We start from the raw sequence: 17,882 nt of genomic DNA, 5'->3' as shown, positions 1-17,882 counted from the left end.
TCCTATCTATTTAGGCAAACGCGAACCAAATAACCTTTTAGGTTTAATTTTTTTTGCATTTGCAGTTATTATTCCCAAAACATTACATTTATCAAATTCTTCGCAGGTCAATAAATATTCACCATCTTCAATAGTGAATTCAATATCAAGGCCATTTTTAAGCTGAATTAATTGATTAAAACTAACATTAATATGTTGTAAAGAAAGTAAGGGCGTAAAATTAATTATAGCAACAAAATTGTTGTTGGCAAGCATATTTTTTTGCAGAGTTGAAATACTAGTGCGCTCAAGTTCTTTCATGTAAGAAAAAGTGTTAAAAGCCAAACCAATGTCATTAGCAAGTGAACGAATATATGTACCGTTGGATACAGTTAATTCAACGGTTAATATTTGATTTTGTTCATCGAAATCAATTAATTTTGTGTTTTTAACTTCGATATTTTGAGGTTTTAGTTCGAAATCAATATTTTTTCTTGCTAAATCATAACCTCTTGCGCCATTAATTTTTTTAGCGCTAAATAAAGGAGGAATTTGAGTTTTTTGCGAATTAAGTCATTGAATTGCTTTATTAATATCACTCTTTTTTAAGCGATTTATTGATGTGTTTGTAATTGCACCTTCTGAATCATAGGTAGAAGTAGATTTTCCGAATTCAATTGATGTTATATACGTTTTGGTTTTATCATTGATGTAAGGAATTAATTTTGTATCGTCATCAGTAGCTACTAAAAGTAGGCCGCTGGCAAGAGGGTCAAGAGTTCCTGTATGGCCAATTTTTTTAATTTTATTTGCTTTAGCAAAATCATTTATGCATTTAAAAGAAGAGACGCCTTTTGGTTTGTTTAATAAGTAAAACATAATTCCTCCTTGCAAAATAAATATCGCAAACGCGATATTTAAATTTTAAGCAACAAAATCATTTACGCCTGGGAAAATTTGTTCGTCATAGCCCGGAGTTACTCAGAATTTGTTAAAATGACGATTTTTAATTCCTTTTTGACGTTTGATTTCAAGTTTTTGTCAAATATAAGCCATTACAAATATTGTACTTAATGAACTCAATATAATTCCCACGCTAAATGTAAGTGTGAATGATAAATTAATTGGGTATATAAAGCTTGCTGCAATGACATTAATAATTATTGAAACAATAGCAAAGTAAAGACTACGCTTCACATTTAATCTAACTGATTTTTGAACAGCTTGTTCAATATCTTTTTGTTCAACAAAGTCTCCTAAATGTTGATTGCTCATAATTTCTCTAATTTTATTTATAAGAGCTATCTTGTCATTTAATGAGAATATTAGCGCAGATATAAACCCTATTAAGAACATTGAGTTTACTTGAATTCTAAATAATGCAACAACAATTAAAATGCCTAATAAATCTAAAATTAAGGCAAACACCACTGCAATTGAGTATGTTCATTTGTATCTGACTAAAACATAAAGTGCAATGATTAATAAGGTAGGTGCGAGTGCAATTGCTGTTTTTGAAAAAATATCAATAGCATTAGCAACACTTGTGTTGAATGTTAGAAGTTGAATTCCAATAAATCCGCTATCAATTAATTTTGCTCTAATTAAGTTAATTTGCGATGTTTCAAATAGTTGAGTTGTTTTGATAATAACATTGTAGACGGTTGAATTAATATCAGATGCTGAAACACTTATAACACTTGAAGCGTTATTGATATTTAGCTTGTTTGCGTCGTTAATCAATAAGTCTCTAATTTGGTTAGCTTGAATTTTATTTAAACCATTTGCGCCTTGAATTGTTATATTGGTTCCACTTCTAAAACTTGTTGATAAATTAAGAGCATTTGCTCAATCTTTTGAAATTAATCCGAATAATGTTATTGAAATTATTGAACAAATAAATAAAATTAAAAGACTAATAAAGAATCATTTTGAGTGTTTTATTAAATTTAAATTAGAGGCTTTTTCAACAGGATTATTGTATTTTTGCATTCTAATTCCAAGAAGTCGAGGATTAGAAATAAATGTTTTTGTGTTAGCTAGTAATGGAACAATCAACCGTGTAACAATGAATGTTGCAATTAATGAACTAATTACCAAAATTACTGTTGAAATACTAAATGTTCTTACGCTTTGAACTGTGAAATAGAAGAAAGCAAAACTTATTAGCATAGTTAAAATTGAAAAGTCAAATATTGGAGTGAGTGAAGAATGAAGTGAAGTAGCAACAGCTTTCCTCATTTTTTCTCCTCGATAAATTTCTTTTTTAAGTCTACCGAGTAGTAAGACATTGAAATCAAAGCAAATGGCAAGACCTAAAATTATTGAACCAAATGATATCGGAGAATAATCACCACGCAAGACTGTAATTAAAGTAAGTGTTAAAAATGTATATAATGCAAGGGAAATTGTACTCAACATTCCTAATAAACCATAATTAACTATTAACATAATTGCTAAAAATGTTAATATGACACCAATTGCTATTAATGAAAATAAATAAGCATTATTTGTGTCATTTGATGCTATAAAATTGCTTGAAATAATTTTTAAATCATATTTTGCAGTACCATAATTTATTTCTTCTGCAAGTTTAACTGCATCATTTTTTGTTCTTGAACGTGATGGGATTGAAAAACTTTCAGATCTAATTGGTTGAGCAACACCAATTTTATTCACCAAATATTTAGAAGCATTAAAAACATTTTCTTTTAGAACACCTTCTTTACCTTGAAAAACAGGTTGTTCATTGATATAAACAAAATTGTATGGATTTCTTTTAGCATTAGATCACTCTTGAGGATATTTTGTATTTGCTAATGAAATTAATTCGTCAATATTTAATCATGAAAGCAGGTATTTGTTATTTTGTTTCTTTGAAATGTACTCGGTTAGCTTAGTTCATTCAATTTCGGCATTTTTGTTTGCTAAAACTACCTCAGTTGAATGACTGCTATTATATTGATTAAATCTGTATCTCGCATCTTTAATTGGTGGAACAAATGATTGTAATTTTTCAGTATTTTTATAAACTAAATCTCAATCAATTTTATTAGATTCAGTAGGCTCAACAAACACGCCATTTCTAAATAGTGGCTGGCCATTTGTGTCAGTAAAAATTAAGGTTGATTTATTAGAAATTAAGTTTTCGAAATGAACTCTATCGGCAGATGTAAAATTACCAGATTTTGAAATTTTGATTTTATCTCCACCTTCAACAGTAATATTTGTGTCTTGATCATTAATTCTATTTGCAATTGACTTAGCAACATCATTAATTGATTCCTTTGAACCATTGAAATTAACAGAAACCAAAAATTCCTGACCACCGCCATACTCAATAGATTTTTTTGTATTTTTCGCAGTGTATAAAGTAGTTCCAACCGAAACCGTTGTGATAGCACCTAAAACAATAAAAAATGATAAAAATCATCTTTTCCAGCCGCTAAGTGAAAAAATTTTGCTTCAAGTTTTCTTTGAAAAAATGTTTCTAAAAAATTCCTTAAATTTATTCATAGTTTCAATTATATAGTAAGTATTTAAATTAAGGTTTAATTTATTAATTTAATATTAAATCCAAAATTAAAATGCGTCAAGTAATTTTGACGCACAATAATTGTTGATTTTCTAACTATTTATTTTTTTATAAAATCATGGAACTGAATATTTAAATGGGTTATTAAGCGCTTGTCTTAGGATTATATGTCCAACTGAATTTTTAAATGATTTTAAATCAAGTGGATTTTCATTATTTCAATTAATTCCATAGAAATTGTGTTTATAAGTGTCAAACAACAAACCAGTTGAAAATGAACCTTTAGCACCTGCTGTTCAAATTGCAATTGGATTCCCTTTGCTATTCCACATCACAGAGCCCGAATTCCCTTCACCAAACTGAATTGGAGAATAATTAGCATATTGTCTAAAATAGAAATTTGTATTTGAAATTTCGGGTCTAAAATTCACATATCCTGTCATAAATCCTCAGCCTGGAAAACCAATATGTGCATGAGGGTTCAATAATGGCACTATGTGATGATTTTTGTTTGATGAATGGTCTAATTGTGTAGGTTTTGCTTCTAGATAATTCCTAAATCTAATTAAAATATCATCTCTAAAACCTTGCTTAGCATGCTCATATGATTTTTTAAAATCACTTCAAGTTAATTGTAAATCGAATGAAAATGAACTAGGATTCCCATCTTTATCAACTAATTCATCAACAGAGACAGGTGAATTATTATTAGCCCGATTATAGCCAATATAAATAGGTTTGGTTAATCCAACAGGCATATTAATCGATGAACTGTAATCTCATCAAGTGTAAGAGTACCCTTTGTATAATTCAGAATCTCATTTGTTTAATGGTAGCGAAATGGACGGACTACCAATTGTTGGTGGTTGAGTTGCATTATCAGGGTATATGCCATTGGCATTTGCACCTATATTTGGGTAGAATTCGCCAACATGTCAATTAGAAATATAGTAAAGCGATAAATCATTAGGATCATCATTAATCTTAGTTAACATTCCACCCGTTCCTGGGTGACGATTTCATGTAACATATTTAAAACCATTATCTCTAACTCGATTAATAATATCTCAACTTCGATTTGTTGTTCCCCAATCGTCTCTTATTCATTGGATATTTGGGATAAAACCATCATTATGTTTTCAATAAACATTCTGGTTTGGATTATAAACTTTACTTGCATAGTAATTTGCGTCATTATACAGTAAATGAACTTGGTCTGTGGCCGAAGTATTTGCTTTATTGTAGTCATATAAATTAGTTTTGCCTAACCCAAAATCGCTCTCATTTTGAATTCGATTTGTATATGACATTTTAATTTTTAGCGGTGCGTAAGGCAACATTACTGCTCTATTAACATCAAATTTTAAACCATTAATAGCTCTTTCGTTTTGAGGGTAGCCTAATTTTAATTTATAAGGTTTCTCAACCGTAAAATAGAAATTAACACTCTGGTCTAAATGGCTGTATTGCACTGTAATAGTGTAATTAATAACAACTTTTTTATTATTAATACTTTCTACAAAACTAGATTTATAGTTTATTTCGGAATTAAGTAATTGCTCAAAATCAACTTTAAATTTAATAGTTTTGTTATTAGAAATGATGCGTTCGCTTGCTAAATTGTCAAATACCAACATTCCTGCATACATTTCAAATTCAAATTCACGATCTTGTGCACTATTTGTTAAAAAAGTATGTCTTATATATTTTGAATCCATTTTCCAACTTGCTTGTTGATCTGATTTTAAAGTTCAAAGCGCATCATCAACATGTGGTTCTAGTTCACGAATTCTTTTAACCAGTTTATTATCGTAATATATTGTTTGCAGTTTCTCATTTTCAAGATGTATATTTTCAAACTTGCTCATTTCGCTAGCTTTGAAATTTGATATCAAATATCAATTTTTACCTAAAACTCATTTATTATCAAAATTCAACACTTCAAAACGAATAAAAGCCGAATTGCTTCCATGTTGTTTAATTTGACCAATACGAATATATTTTCTATTCAATTGGAAATTTTTATAAGTTATAAATTGGTTTTCAATTTCTAAATCTTTATTTTCGTTAGAGTTAACTAAAGTAATTACATTTGTCAAAGATTTTAAATCAGTTTTTCACTCTTCAACAGTTTTTTGCGACAATTCTTTATTCTCAATTTTAATGTTATCTTTAATTAAATTATTTAACATTACTTCAGGGTATAAGTTTTGCTCATAATCATTTACAACATTGTTCATAACAAAAACTTTATTTGGTGAATAGCGCTTTGATTTATCCTTGTTTGAAACAAAACCTAAACGAAAACTAATTGAGTTATGGTCAATTTGCTTAATGTCATAGAAGTAGTAAAAGGTTTGCTCTTTAATTGCTTTAGTATCAGCACTTGAGTATTTTGAAGAAGTGGCAGGTATGTGGCCCGCAGAGTATGGCACATACTCTCCTTGTTTATAATGTTTGTGTGAAATTTTAGGTTTAATTGAATTCTTTTTATCCGCAGGATCAATTAAACGCAAAAAGTAGTTAGCTTTAAGTTGGGCTTTTTGATTTAAGAATTCTGTAATATTTATATTTCTATACTGTGCAGTTCTTGTATAGTTTTCAGCCTTGCCAATCACTTTTCTAAAATCAATATCACTGTCATCTAAAAGGTCAATTTCCGATTTTAATTTTAAATCAAACGAGCCATCACCAACAAAATCACTAGCTTGTAAAAAATGTTGGTTAATTGGTTTAATAAAATCATCATGTTGGTAACGCTTAAAATGATTGATTGTAAATAAATCTGATGAAGCATCCTCAACTCAATTTTGTAATTTTTCACCTTGATTAGTGACTTCTGTTTTTAAAATTCCTCAGAATATTTCAGCAACCCCGCCAAATTTATCACCCGAATCATAAGCTCTAATTAATTGTTTTGGAGCTATTATGTATTTACCGAATTTGGGAAAATCATACAACTTATTCAATACCTCAATTGCATTTTCAGGATAAAAATCTTGATGGGAGATGTTTAAGTCTTTCTTTAAATACAAATTATGCAATATTAAATCTTTATTTGCTAAGACTTCTCTTGCTTTTGCAAGGTCAATTTGATCATCATCTTGTTGTTTTGCATTATTGTCTTGAAATGACAATTCTTTTGAAAATAATTGTTTTTTTAGAATTACATTATTATTGAATGTAAATTCAACACTTACAACTAATTTATTTTTTTCAAAGGTTGGAGTTTGATGAATTCGATATTCAAAACTGTCTTTTACATACTTTTGTCTTCTTTGTATTGTTGGCTTATTATAATTTGCATAAAGTTCAATCCCCTTAACTTTATTGGATTGTTCTAAACTAAATTGATTTCTAAATTCATCATAATTTAATTTAGAAAGTAAATAATAATCAACTTCAAAATAATCATCTAGATCACTATTTTGTTCAAGTTCTTTAACTTTATTAACTATTTTTTCATTTGGTAAATTGAATCTTAATTCTCTAAACAAAATAAGATTTGGATTGTATTTATGTGTAACTTTATATGTAACAATTGACTGTTTAAAATCAGGGCTTAATTTTACGTTTTCAATTGAAAGATCAATGAAATTGGTGGCTAAATTAAGAAGCATTATATTAGCAGTTTGATTATTTAGAGAGCCAACATTCATAAATCTCAACAAGTCAAGTTTCTGTCAATTTGCCAAATTATCATTCACAATTTTGTCATGTTTAAAGACTTGGTCTACCATTGTTTCAAAAGCAGTTTGTATTAAATTAGTGTCATTGATGCTATTTTGTCAATTGATCAATCTATTTAAAAAATCGTCAGCTTTAAAAAATGATTTTAAATGATTATCATATGTTTGTTTATACTCATCTAATAAATTGTAAAAAGCGAATGCTTTGTTCGCACCATAATATGATTCATTGATTTTATTATGAGAATCGGCGATAATTTCGGTAATTTTTGAATCAATTTCTATTATATTTTTGATTCTTTTTTCCAATTCCACCAGTGAATAATAATCTGTTATTAAATTAATGTCAGTTAAAAGTGTGTTTTTAAGATCATTGCTTAAATTGCTATTTATTAAACTATTTTTCAGTTTTTTAATTTGTCATTTTGTTTGAGATTTATTAAAACTAAAATTCGAATTAATAACAAACATTGAAGAACTTTCATCATCAAATTGGTTCAAAAGTTGTTCTTTGGCTTCGCTAGAAATTAATTTTTCGCGTTGAATTTCTTCTTTTAAACTATTTTTCAATGAATTAATAGAATCTGAAGACCTAATTAATTTTTTAAATAAATCAACATAATCTTTTAGCTGGCTATAATCAACAAAATTTTGTTCCAACATATTATTGATATCAGCAAGCAATTTTTGCGCTAAAGAATTTTTGTGTTCATCTCCTAAATTAAAGTTATTTAAATTATTAACGATAAAATATGCATTATCAATTAGATCATCATATAAAGAAATTTGATATGTATCAAAATTTTTAATTGACTCATAGTCTATCTTTTGGTGTAAATTTTTCAAATATTGATAAGTTTTTGCCGATTTGTAATTATAGTTATTAACTCGATCAAAAAATGATTCTAAAACTTTTACTTTAGTTAACACATTGTTTATTGGTAAATTATTTGTATCTTTTTGATTATAAAACTTCAAATAATTTTTGTCTTCAATTGAAACTAAATATTTACTGATTATTCGGCCGCGTTGGTCAAATGTTTTAATGATGTATGTTTTAGATAGAACTAAATTTGGCTTATTTTTAGAATAAATTTCTTCCAAAAGAGTGGCTGTATATTTGATTGAAGGATTATGAAAGTAAACTTTAGAATTTGAAATTATGTTATTAATATCGAGTTCATGACTAGAATTAATAACGAATTTTTTTCGTTTTATATCGTACAACTTATCAGCAGCAATATTAACGTTATTAATTGAAAAATGTGAAATTGTGTCATCAATAATGCCATGTTTAGCTTCACTTTTTATTGATTCATCAAAACCAAGAATTTTTAAACCGGTTAAGGCAAACATTGCATATCTTCACCCCTCGTAATAGAAGGTATCATATTCTCATTTAATTTTTAAGTAATTTGCTTGAGTAGTGTTAAATTTAATTGATAATCAATCCGATGTTTGATCATCATTTACTTTAGGTGCACCTCAACTTGATGTTTCTATAATATCTTGGTTTTCAACATCATTGTAATTAAGGCCATCTAATGAACTTTGAATTTTAAATTCTTTTGGCAAAATTGTTTTTGAAATTGTGCCAAGTCAAAATTTGAATTGTATTTCATTCACATTTTTTGGTTCATCAAACTTAATAACTATTTGTTCATGTTTATCATCAAGCTCACCAAAGGTATTGACAATATCAAAGTTTTCCCAACGAGAACTTGCACTATAATCATTATCAAATAGTTTATAAAGAGAATCATTAAATTTAATCTGGTCCAAAACAAAATGCTGATTTTCATTTTCTTTGTTTACTAATGGGGTTAAATTGATTTTAGATTTATTAATAGATGTAGTATCTAAATTAATATTGGCCTTAATGTTGTAAGATTGACCTAAAAATTCAAAAACACCATAAATTGCAAAACTATAATTTATTTTTACGTTTTCGTCTAAATGATTTGTTAGTCAAATTACTTTAACACTTAATTGTTTGCCAGCAAAACTGATTTTAATTTGTTTTGGCAATCGTTCCAAAATTGATTGGATATTATCTTGGGAATTAACACCTAAAAATACATCATCATAATCAAGATAATGTCTTGTGGTAATTAGGTTTAAGTCAGTAGCATTATTATTAATTGTTTCTTTAACAAAGTTAGGTTGCTTTAATTCCGTTTTTTTGTTAGTGTTGATGTTGTTAAGGTCAATTTTATATTCATTTTTTAGTTTTGTTTGTAAAAATTTTAATTCTGCATAAAACTGCTCGAATTTATTTTTATTGTTTGCTATTTGAATATCGCTAGCTAAATGATGTAAATTGGATACTTTTTCTTTAATGATACCGCGGTGATTCGCATCAATTAAATTGTAGTTAATATTATTTAATGCTAACATTAAATTCATAGCATCATTGAATCTATGATTTGGTGATTTTGAATTAGAATCGCAAGCAATTAAAGAGGTGCTAATGGGTGCAAATAGCGATAGTGCAGATAATGGTAATAGTAATTTTGGTTTCATAGTAATTTCTTAAAATTTATTTATTAATTTTGTTATCTAAAGATTCTTTTTTTAAAGTTTTGAGTAATTCGTTAATTTGGATAATGAAGATATTATATTTATCAATTGTTTTGGATTTAGGATCAGTTATTTGCACTGAATGATTTAAAAATTCATCAATTTTTGTTGATAGATTAATGATTTGCTCATATTTTTTAATCATTCACTTATTTTCATAAATATTTTCACTGATCAAGTCATTATAAAAAAGTTCCATTTTTCGGAAATTATCTAATACTTCTTGTGTTTTAATTTGCCTTTGCGTTTTTATTCAAGTTATATTAAATTGAATTTTTGCCAATGTTTTTTGCTGTAAATTAAGGTCAGCATTTGATTCGTTTTGTTTTATAAATTCAATGTTTTGGTAAATTTCATTGAGCACAAAAGTATGGGGATTATTGTCGTTTAAATAATATTGTTTTACTTCATTTTGTAATTCATTATACAGTTCGTATAGTTCATGTAAATTTTGACTATATTTTATTTTAAGATTGGCTTTATTGTTTGAACAAGAAATAGATATAAATGTGCTAAAAACTGTTGAAATTGAACAAATTTTTAATTTAACTAAGCGTTTTAAAGCAAACTTATTTTTCATTTATATACCCATAAATTTATCATCTTTTTTCCTGTTACAAAATTATATATAAACAATCAATTTTCACGACATAATAAAGTCGATTAAATTTGTAAAATAGTTCAAAAAAATCGGCTTTTTGCCGATTAAGTGTGTCTATAATTTTTTAATAAATAATTTATTCCATTAACAGTTATTTTTCGGCCACGCGGACTTTTTTCAATTAATTTCAAAAATAGAAGTATCGGTTCGATTTCATACAAAATATTTTCTTTTTGGTAGTTCAAAATTCCGGTCAATGAGTCTAATGAAGCACTTTTATGGCCAAATGTATCATTCAAAACTCTTAAGTATTCTAAATGTTCTCGATTCAAACCAAATTCAAATAGTTCTAAATATTTAAATGTTTCAATAACTGTTTTTTTAGTGATATATTCCTCATTATTCTTTAATGAAAAATCATAAATTCTTTTAATTAAATGTATTGCAACCCTGGGTGTAGATTTAGAGTGTTCAGCAATCATTTTTCATATTGATTCATCTGAATCAATCTTTAAAATTTTGGCAGCATTTTTTACTATTTTCAATATATCTTCAATTGAATAGGGATTAAGTCTACCATGAAATCCGAACCGATCTTTTAATGGTTGACTTAGTAAATTAACTTTAGTAGTAGCGCCAATTAAGGTGAATGGTTTAAGATTCATTCTCATAACTTTGCTATTACCTTCAGGGCCTATAATAATGTCAATTTTGAATTCTTCCATAGCGGAATAAATAAGTTCTTCAACATTTTTATTTATACTATGGATCTCATCAATGAAAACAATATCTCCCTCATTAATATTAGCAAATATGCACAAAATATCTGCTTTCTTTTCCAATAACGACCCTTGTAAAAAATGTACCTTAACACCTAATTCATTACCTATAATACTAGCTAAACTAGTTTTTCCAGTTCCAGGCGGGCCAAAGAACAAAATATGATCTAGAGGTTCTCTTCTATGTTTACAACCGCTAATCATAGTTTGCAGAGTGGTAACTAATTTATTTTGTCCAATGAATTCAATAAAATTACTGGGTCGTATAACTTGAATTTTCATTTTCTAACTGCTTGCCAGTCATTGCATACATTGCGTGTTGAATGACAGATTCTACATCATTTGATAAAGGTATAGTACTTAATGCTTGTTCAATTTGGTTTGTTTTGAATCCCAGTGTTTTTAGGGTTAATCTAGCTTCATCAACGACATTGCTTGCCGTAATTACTTCACTAGCTTTATTTTTATTTATCATTTTAGATCATTTATCACTTAATTCCGCTATTGCTAAGCGGGCTACTTTAGGATTTAAATATGGGGTTTTAGTAATGCCTTCAAGATCGCTACTTGAAATCATAGCAGCTATTTTCTCTCAACCTTGATTTAATAAATTAAATGCAACTTTAGGTCCTACACCATTAAGAGAAATTAAGTCTATAAATAATAAACGTTCTTTAAAATCCTTAAATGCATAAGTAGCCTGATAATAATCGTTTTTTACATCAAATAAATATAGTTTTACTTTGCTTTTAACTTCAACCCTTTCATGTTTAGGCATAATAACACTGTGCCCAACTCCACCAGATTCAAAAATAATATTTGATCCATTTTTATAAATTATTTCGCCAATTCTATATAAAATCATTTTTTCTCCTAGATAGTTTCGTTCATGTTTATTTTGTTTGAGTACATTCTCCTCATAGTTTTAATCATTAAATTAATTTGTAACAAAAAAGAGCAATTGTTTTTAACCATATTAAGTTCCTTTCTTTTTTCTTACACTTAAATGCTACATAATTAAAAATGCTAATTTTTATATCTTTTTACATATTGTTTTTGTTAATAAGCTAATTATTTTTTGACTTTTCATACATGCAAAACAATTGTATTGGGAAAAATTTTTAAATAAATGGACTGTGGAAAAATAAAAAAAGCCCGTTAAGGGCTTTGGTTCTATTGAACATATGGTGCGCAAGGAGGGACTTGAACCCTCACGCCGTGAAGCACTAGAGCCTAAATCTAGCGTGTCTGCCAATTTCACCACTCGCGCAAATGGTGCCGGCTATAGGACTCGAACCTACGACCTACTGATTACAAGTCAGTTGCTCTACCAACTGAGCTAAGCCGGCATTTCTTAATTGCTTTACAATTATATATTAATTTTATTTTTAAATAAAATATTTTTTAAAAAAATAAAAGACTAGTTTTACTAGTCCGGCGAATAAACAAATGGTGGAGAATAAGGGGCTCGAACCCATGACCTACGCCTTGTAAGGGCGCCGCTCTCCCAACTGAGCTAATTCTCCAAAATGGCAGTCTGTACGGGGATCGAACCCGTGTATGCATGGATGAAAACCATGTGTGTTAACCGCTTCACCAACAGACCAAATGGCGCCGATTGCGGGGATCGAACCTGCGACCAACTGGTTAACAGCCAGCTGCTCTACCGCTGAGCTAAATCGGCATTGCAAAATATGCTTTATTATTATATATAAAATACTTTTTTTTCAAAATAAATTTACATATATTTGATATTTTGCCCAATTTAATGTAATTTAATACATATAGGTGTTTTCACAAATGGAGCAAACGAGGGGAATCGAACCCCCATTACTAGCATGGCAAGCTAGAATTTTGCCATTAAATTACGTTTGCATTTGCAATAAAATAATATTACATTTTTTATAAATACAAAATATTTTTTATTTTTTTAATAAAAAAATCTGCTGTGCAGATTTGGTGTTTTTAAACAAATGGCGCGCCCGGCAGGAGTCGAACCCACAACCTCTTGGGCCGTAACCAAGCACTCTGTCCAGTTGAGCTACGGGCGCATAAAATTGGAGGCACCAACCGGATTCGAACCGGTAATCAAGGTTTTGCAGACCCATGCCTTGGCCATTTGGCTATGGTGCCATCACAATTTAGTATTATACAACAAAACTTGATTGTGCTTAATAATTATACATATTTACTTTTTTATATAAACAAAAAAATTAAACGCTAAATTACAAAGAAATCAAGTAAGCTTTTTTCATCTTTTCTAGCCAAACAAACATCAACAATACTTTGTAATAAAACAACATCTATGATTTTGTGTTGCGTAATGATTTCATCCAAAATTAAAGCAGCATTATAACCTTCAACGGTTTTTGAATTTGCTGCAAGTGCATTTTTAATGCCATTGTTTGCAACTTCAATACCAAAACTAAAATTTCTACTTGTTGTGTTCAAGCATGTTAAAACGATATCGCCAATTGCAGCTAATTCATATCCAGAATTATCTAATGAATCTGGGTAAAGAACTTTAGCAATCTTTTTAATTTCTTTTAAACCAATAGAAATCATAGCAGGAGCTAAATTTTTCGCTTCATAAAGAGTTGAGGCTAATCCAATGCCAATTGCTAAAACATTTTTTAAAGCCGCATAAACTTGTAATCCACTATCATCATTATTTGGAACTAATTGGAATGTTTCATTGTTAAAAAGTTGAACTAATTCGTTCAAAAATTCAGTATTTTTTCCAACCACATTTATTATTGTTAAATTATTTTTAAAAACTTCAATAGCAAATGAAGGTCCAATTAAACTTGCAATATTATTTAAATTATTTCCTAAAATATCTGAAATTACAGTTGAAAAAATTTTCTTAGTATCCTTATCAAAGCCTTTAGCAACATTAATAACATTAATTTTTTTGTCTTTTAAAATTAATTTTACTTGATTTAAAACGTTAGAAATAGCAAGAGAAGGAACTGCTAAAAGCATTATGTCACTATTTTCAAGCGCTAATTCTAAATTATTGGTCGCGCTAACATTTTGTGGGTTATTAAATAAAATATCGCCAAAATATTTTTTATTGTAACCATTATTAATGTCATTTATTTCTTGTTCATCAATTCCTCAAAAAACAACTTTATGGCCATTTTTGCTTAAAATAGTACCTAATCCTGCGCCTCAAGCGCCTGTTCCAATTATCGTAATTTTTTTCATTTATTCCTCATCTACATTAGTTTTAATATAATACCTTAATTATTAATTTTTTTAAAACATTTAAAATCAAAAATACAAATTTTGTATGCTTTATAAGCTTTTTTAGAGTTTTCTAAATCATCTATTTTGGCTAGTTTATAACTTTTTCTAAATGATAAAAAGGCACCAAGGCGAATAAATGCATAAATAAATAAGATTATATCAATAGCAACAAAAGAATAAGCAAGCACTTTTTGTCAAACATTATCTAAGCCAACAACATAGAATAAAAGTAAACAAATCAATTGAAAAACCAATGCAATAAGGAAAATAAATTCACAAAATTTAGCTAATGAAGATACTTTCTTACTGGTAGCTTCACTTTCGCTTTTAAACATATCAAGGTCATTTTTATAATCAAACTCAAAAATGCTCATTATTTCTCCAATTCCTCATATAATCGAATAACTTGTTCTAAATCCAATTGTTGAATTCTTGTTAAATCTGATAAATTTAGTGTTTTGTATGCTTTTGATATTTTTTCATTGCTATATTTGGTTTTTAGTGACCATGTTAATTTTTTTCTTCGTGATAAAAAACATAATTTAAAGAAATTTTTTATATTTTCAAAATTTTTGGCTTCCTTATTAAATTCGATGGTGACTATCGCAGAGTCGACTTTTGGCGAAGGATCAAAGTGTTTTTTATCAACAAATAAAACTTTATTAACTGTTGCAACATATTGAAGCGTTAGTGATAATTTAGAATATTCGGGAGTATTAATTTTAGCAACAATACGATCAGCAACTTCATTTTGAACCATCAATGTTACTTTAGTGAAATTTTTACGAAAATCAATAATTTTAAATATGATTTCGGAAGTTATGTAATAAGGAATATTACCAACAATTTCATAGTCATTATAAATAGATAAATCCGATTCTAAAAAATCTTGATGAATTATCTGTTGATTATTTAATATATTATTTTTTGTTAAATATTCAACCATGTCGTTGTCAATTTCGTAGGCAAGCAATTTTTTTGATTTTTGAACAATTTGCTTTGTAATTGCACCCATTCCAGGGCCAATTTCAATAATATTTTTACCTTCGGGCGAAATAATCTCAACTATTTGGTCAATAATTTTTTGATTATTTAAAAAATTTTGACCAAATTTTTTCTTTGCCTTAATTTCAATATTAGTATTTTTTGACATTTAATTTAAAAAACTCCTTTGCGTTTTTATAAATTTGTTTTGCAAATTTTTCAGGCGAGATTTTTTTGATTCCTGCCAGAAACATTGTTGTGTAAATTACATTTTCACTTACATTAGTTTGTCCTCTTTTATTTGCCGGTGATAAATAAGGAGCGTCAGTTTCAGTAAGAATTCTTTCGATTGGTAAAAAATCAACAACATCAATTGTGTTTTGTGCATTTTTATAAGTGGAAATGCCGCTTATACTGAAATATGTATTGAATTCGGAAAATTTTTCAGCTCAATAGCGGTCACCACTAAATGTGTGAATCATAAATTTTACATCAGGGTATTGTTTAAGAACCTCATATAAATCTTCATAAGATTCTCGCATATGTATAACCACTGGTAAATTGTGTCTTTGAGCTACTTGAATTTGAGAATGTAATGATTCAAGCTGAATATTTTTAGGAACACTATCTCAATAATAATCAAGGCCTATTTCACCAATTGCCTTGACATTTGAATCAATTTGTTTTTCAAGAAGCGCTCCATCATTTGCGCCTGTAGCATTATTAGGGTGTATGCCTAATACAGGAAAAGTTCAATCATATTTTTCGCAAATTTTTTTGACTTCTTCGTTTTCCTCTAGACTACAACCAGTAACCATCATTATTGCAATTCCTTGCTCTCTTGCATTTTTAATGATTTGGTCAGTGTCTGGATAATATTCTTTTAATGGGTGTGTATGTACATCAACAAATTTCATATTTTATTTTCCTAAACAAAAGTTTTTAAACATATCATCAAGTAATTGTTCATTATCAGCTCTTCCAGTTATGTCAACTAAATTTTTCCATGCATCGCGAATATCAACAATAACCAAATCTGAATATGCGCCGTTTTCAATTGATTTTATAGCATCAAAGATAGAATTACTTGCCTTTTTAATTAATGATAATTGTCTAGCGTTATTAACAAATTCTTTATTTGAAATATCAATATTTTCAAATGTTTTACTTAATGAATTAAGCAAATCATCAATGTCATTTTCTTTAGCGCAAATATTTATTGAATTTTCAACTATTTGAATATCTTTTTTGTTCCAAACTTCAATAATTTTTTTATTGAACTTTTGTGCTATTTTTTGCACTTGTTCATCGTATTCATTCATTTTTTGAGTAGGATCGCACAAATGTATAACAATATCAGATTGCTCTATTTGCTTAAATGATTTTTCAATACCTAATTGTTCAGCTTTTGCACTAGCTTGTCTAATTCCAGCAGTGTCAATTAATTTATAAAGTAATCCATTGTATTGCCATGATGCTTCAACTACATCTCTAGTTGTCCCTGCTTCATCTGTTACAATTGCTTTTTCTTGACCTAATAATGCATTAAGTAGTGAACTTTTTCCAACATTTGGTTTACCAACAATTGCAACTTTAATCCCTTCAAAAATTATTCTACTGTCTTCACTATTTTTAACTAATTCATTCATTTTTAGAGCTATTTTGTTCAAGTCTTCAAGAAGACCACTTTCAAGAATATTTTCTACATCATCATATTCAGGATAGTCAATATTAACTTCAATTTGGCCTATTAATTTCATCAATCAATCGCGCAAATCATCAATTAATTTGCTTGTTTTTCCATTAAATTTTTGAACAACTAGGTCAGTTTGTAACGCGCTTGTTGCATGAATCAAGTCATTTATAGCTTCTGCTTTTATCAAATCCATTTTGCCATTCATAAAACTTCTGCGGCTAAATTCGCCCGGAGTTGCTAATCTAGCACCATTAAGTAGCAATAATTCAAGAATTCTATTAGTTAGAATAACTCCACCATGGCAATTAATTTCAACAGTATTTTCACCAGTGAATGTGTTTTTGCCAATAAATCACATAACTAAAACTTCATCTACTAGACGATTATTATTAAAATTATCAATTATATTTCCGTATGTAATTTGTTGGTGAGTTCCGATTTTTCCAGTGAAAATTTTCTTTACTACATCAATTGAATTTTCGCCGCTTACACGTATTATTGAGATAGCTTGATTGATTTTACCACCAGAAGAAATTGCTGCAATTGTATCATTAATCATATTTAAAATTTTACCTTATTTCAATGATATATCTTTATATAAAAAAAGCAGATAACTGCTTTTCGGTGTATTAAACAAATGGAGCGGATGACGGGAATCGAACCCGCATAGTCAGCTTGGAAGGCTGAAGTTCTACCATTGAACTACATCCGCATAATTTGCTTATTAATTATAAGGTATTTACTAAATTTTTTAAGAAAAAAATTATGTTTTTGTACGCACTAGATA

General features: G+C 28.3%; 11 protein-coding genes and 9 tRNA genes. All 20 read right to left on the bottom strand.

The annotated features are described in order from the left end of the window. Positions 1-6 precede the first annotated feature (6 nt). Positions 7-858, bottom strand: a complete 852-nt coding sequence (truB, locus tag MBVG596_RS03245) for a tRNA pseudouridine(55) synthase TruB (RefSeq protein WP_096387130.1) — start codon at positions 856-858, stop codon at positions 7-9. A 45-nt stretch (positions 859-903) separates the two neighbouring features. Continuing rightward, positions 904-3,495: a protein translocase subunit SecDF gene (gene secDF / locus MBVG596_RS03240; RefSeq protein ID WP_096387127.1), complete on the bottom strand. Its 2,592-nt coding sequence runs from the start codon at positions 3,493-3,495 to the stop codon at positions 904-906. A 111-nt stretch (positions 3,496-3,606) separates the two neighbouring features. Beyond that, positions 3,607-9,726: a discoidin domain-containing protein gene (locus tag MBVG596_RS03235; protein ID WP_096387124.1), complete on the bottom strand. Its 6,120-nt coding sequence runs from the start codon at positions 9,724-9,726 to the stop codon at positions 3,607-3,609. 16 nt (positions 9,727-9,742) lie between these two features. Further along, positions 9,743-10,363 (bottom strand): hypothetical protein, encoded by a 621-nt coding sequence (locus MBVG596_RS03230; RefSeq protein ID WP_096387121.1) that lies wholly within the window; start codon positions 10,361-10,363, stop codon positions 9,743-9,745. Between the two features lie 125 nt (positions 10,364-10,488). Then, on the bottom strand, positions 10,489-11,445 hold the full coding sequence (ruvB, locus tag MBVG596_RS03225) for a Holliday junction branch migration DNA helicase RuvB (RefSeq protein WP_004421561.1): 957 nt from the start codon (positions 11,443-11,445) through the stop codon (positions 10,489-10,491). Next, a complete protein-coding gene (gene ruvA, locus MBVG596_RS03220) occupies positions 11,417-12,028 on the bottom strand; it encodes a Holliday junction branch migration protein RuvA (protein WP_096387118.1) in 612 nt (203 codons plus the stop codon). The genes ruvB and ruvA overlap by 29 nt, the downstream gene beginning before the upstream one ends. 320 nt (positions 12,029-12,348) lie before the next feature. Then, a tRNA-Leu gene (locus MBVG596_RS03215) sits at positions 12,349-12,433 on the bottom strand. 3 nt (positions 12,434-12,436) lie between these two features. After that, positions 12,437-12,512, bottom strand: a tRNA-Thr gene (locus tag MBVG596_RS03210). A 101-nt stretch (positions 12,513-12,613) separates the two neighbouring features. Next, positions 12,614-12,689 (bottom strand) — tRNA-Val (locus MBVG596_RS03205). A gap of 4 nt (positions 12,690-12,693) precedes the next feature. Then, positions 12,694-12,769: transfer RNA gene (locus tag MBVG596_RS03200), tRNA-Glu, on the bottom strand. A 3-nt stretch (positions 12,770-12,772) separates the two neighbouring features. Further along, a tRNA-Asn gene (locus MBVG596_RS03195) sits at positions 12,773-12,847 on the bottom strand. 117 nt (positions 12,848-12,964) lie between these two features. Further along, positions 12,965-13,038: transfer RNA gene (locus tag MBVG596_RS03190), tRNA-Gly, on the bottom strand. A 99-nt stretch (positions 13,039-13,137) separates the two neighbouring features. After that, positions 13,138-13,214 (bottom strand) — tRNA-Arg (locus MBVG596_RS03185). A gap of 7 nt (positions 13,215-13,221) precedes the next feature. Beyond that, positions 13,222-13,296 (bottom strand) — tRNA-Cys (locus MBVG596_RS03180). Between the two features lie 87 nt (positions 13,297-13,383). Beyond that, complete coding sequence (locus tag MBVG596_RS03175) at positions 13,384-14,373, bottom strand: NAD(P)H-dependent glycerol-3-phosphate dehydrogenase (RefSeq protein WP_096387115.1); 990 nt, start codon at positions 14,371-14,373, stop codon at positions 13,384-13,386. Between the two features lie 35 nt (positions 14,374-14,408). Continuing rightward, the gene (locus tag MBVG596_RS03170) at positions 14,409-14,789 is read right to left on the bottom strand and encodes a hypothetical protein (RefSeq protein WP_096387112.1); all 381 of its coding nucleotides are present in this window, start codon (positions 14,787-14,789) and stop codon (positions 14,409-14,411) included. Continuing rightward, a complete protein-coding gene (rsmA, locus tag MBVG596_RS03165) occupies positions 14,789-15,568 on the bottom strand; it encodes a 16S rRNA (adenine(1518)-N(6)/adenine(1519)-N(6))-dimethyltransferase RsmA (RefSeq protein WP_096387109.1) in 780 nt (259 codons plus the stop codon). The genes MBVG596_RS03170 and rsmA overlap by 1 nt, the downstream gene beginning before the upstream one ends. Then, positions 15,552-16,316 (bottom strand): TatD family hydrolase, encoded by a 765-nt coding sequence (locus tag MBVG596_RS03160; protein WP_096387106.1) that lies wholly within the window; start codon positions 16,314-16,316, stop codon positions 15,552-15,554. The genes rsmA and MBVG596_RS03160 overlap by 17 nt, the downstream gene beginning before the upstream one ends. A gap of 3 nt (positions 16,317-16,319) precedes the next feature. Beyond that, positions 16,320-17,654 carry a tRNA uridine-5-carboxymethylaminomethyl(34) synthesis GTPase MnmE gene (gene mnmE, locus MBVG596_RS03155; RefSeq protein WP_096387103.1) on the bottom strand — a complete coding sequence of 445 codons (1,335 nt, stop codon included), beginning with the start codon at positions 17,652-17,654 and terminating at the stop codon, positions 16,320-16,322. 79 nt (positions 17,655-17,733) lie between these two features. After that, positions 17,734-17,807: transfer RNA gene (locus MBVG596_RS03150), tRNA-Gly, on the bottom strand. Positions 17,808-17,882 lie beyond the last annotated feature (75 nt).

It is taken from the genome of Mycoplasmopsis bovigenitalium (assembly GCF_002356075.1).
Classification (GTDB): domain Bacteria; phylum Bacillota_I; class Bacilli_A; order Mycoplasmatales; family Metamycoplasmataceae; genus Mycoplasmopsis; species Mycoplasmopsis bovigenitalium_A.
Note: the sequence above shows the minus strand (reverse complement) of the source record. Positions and strands in the feature narration are given on the sequence as shown.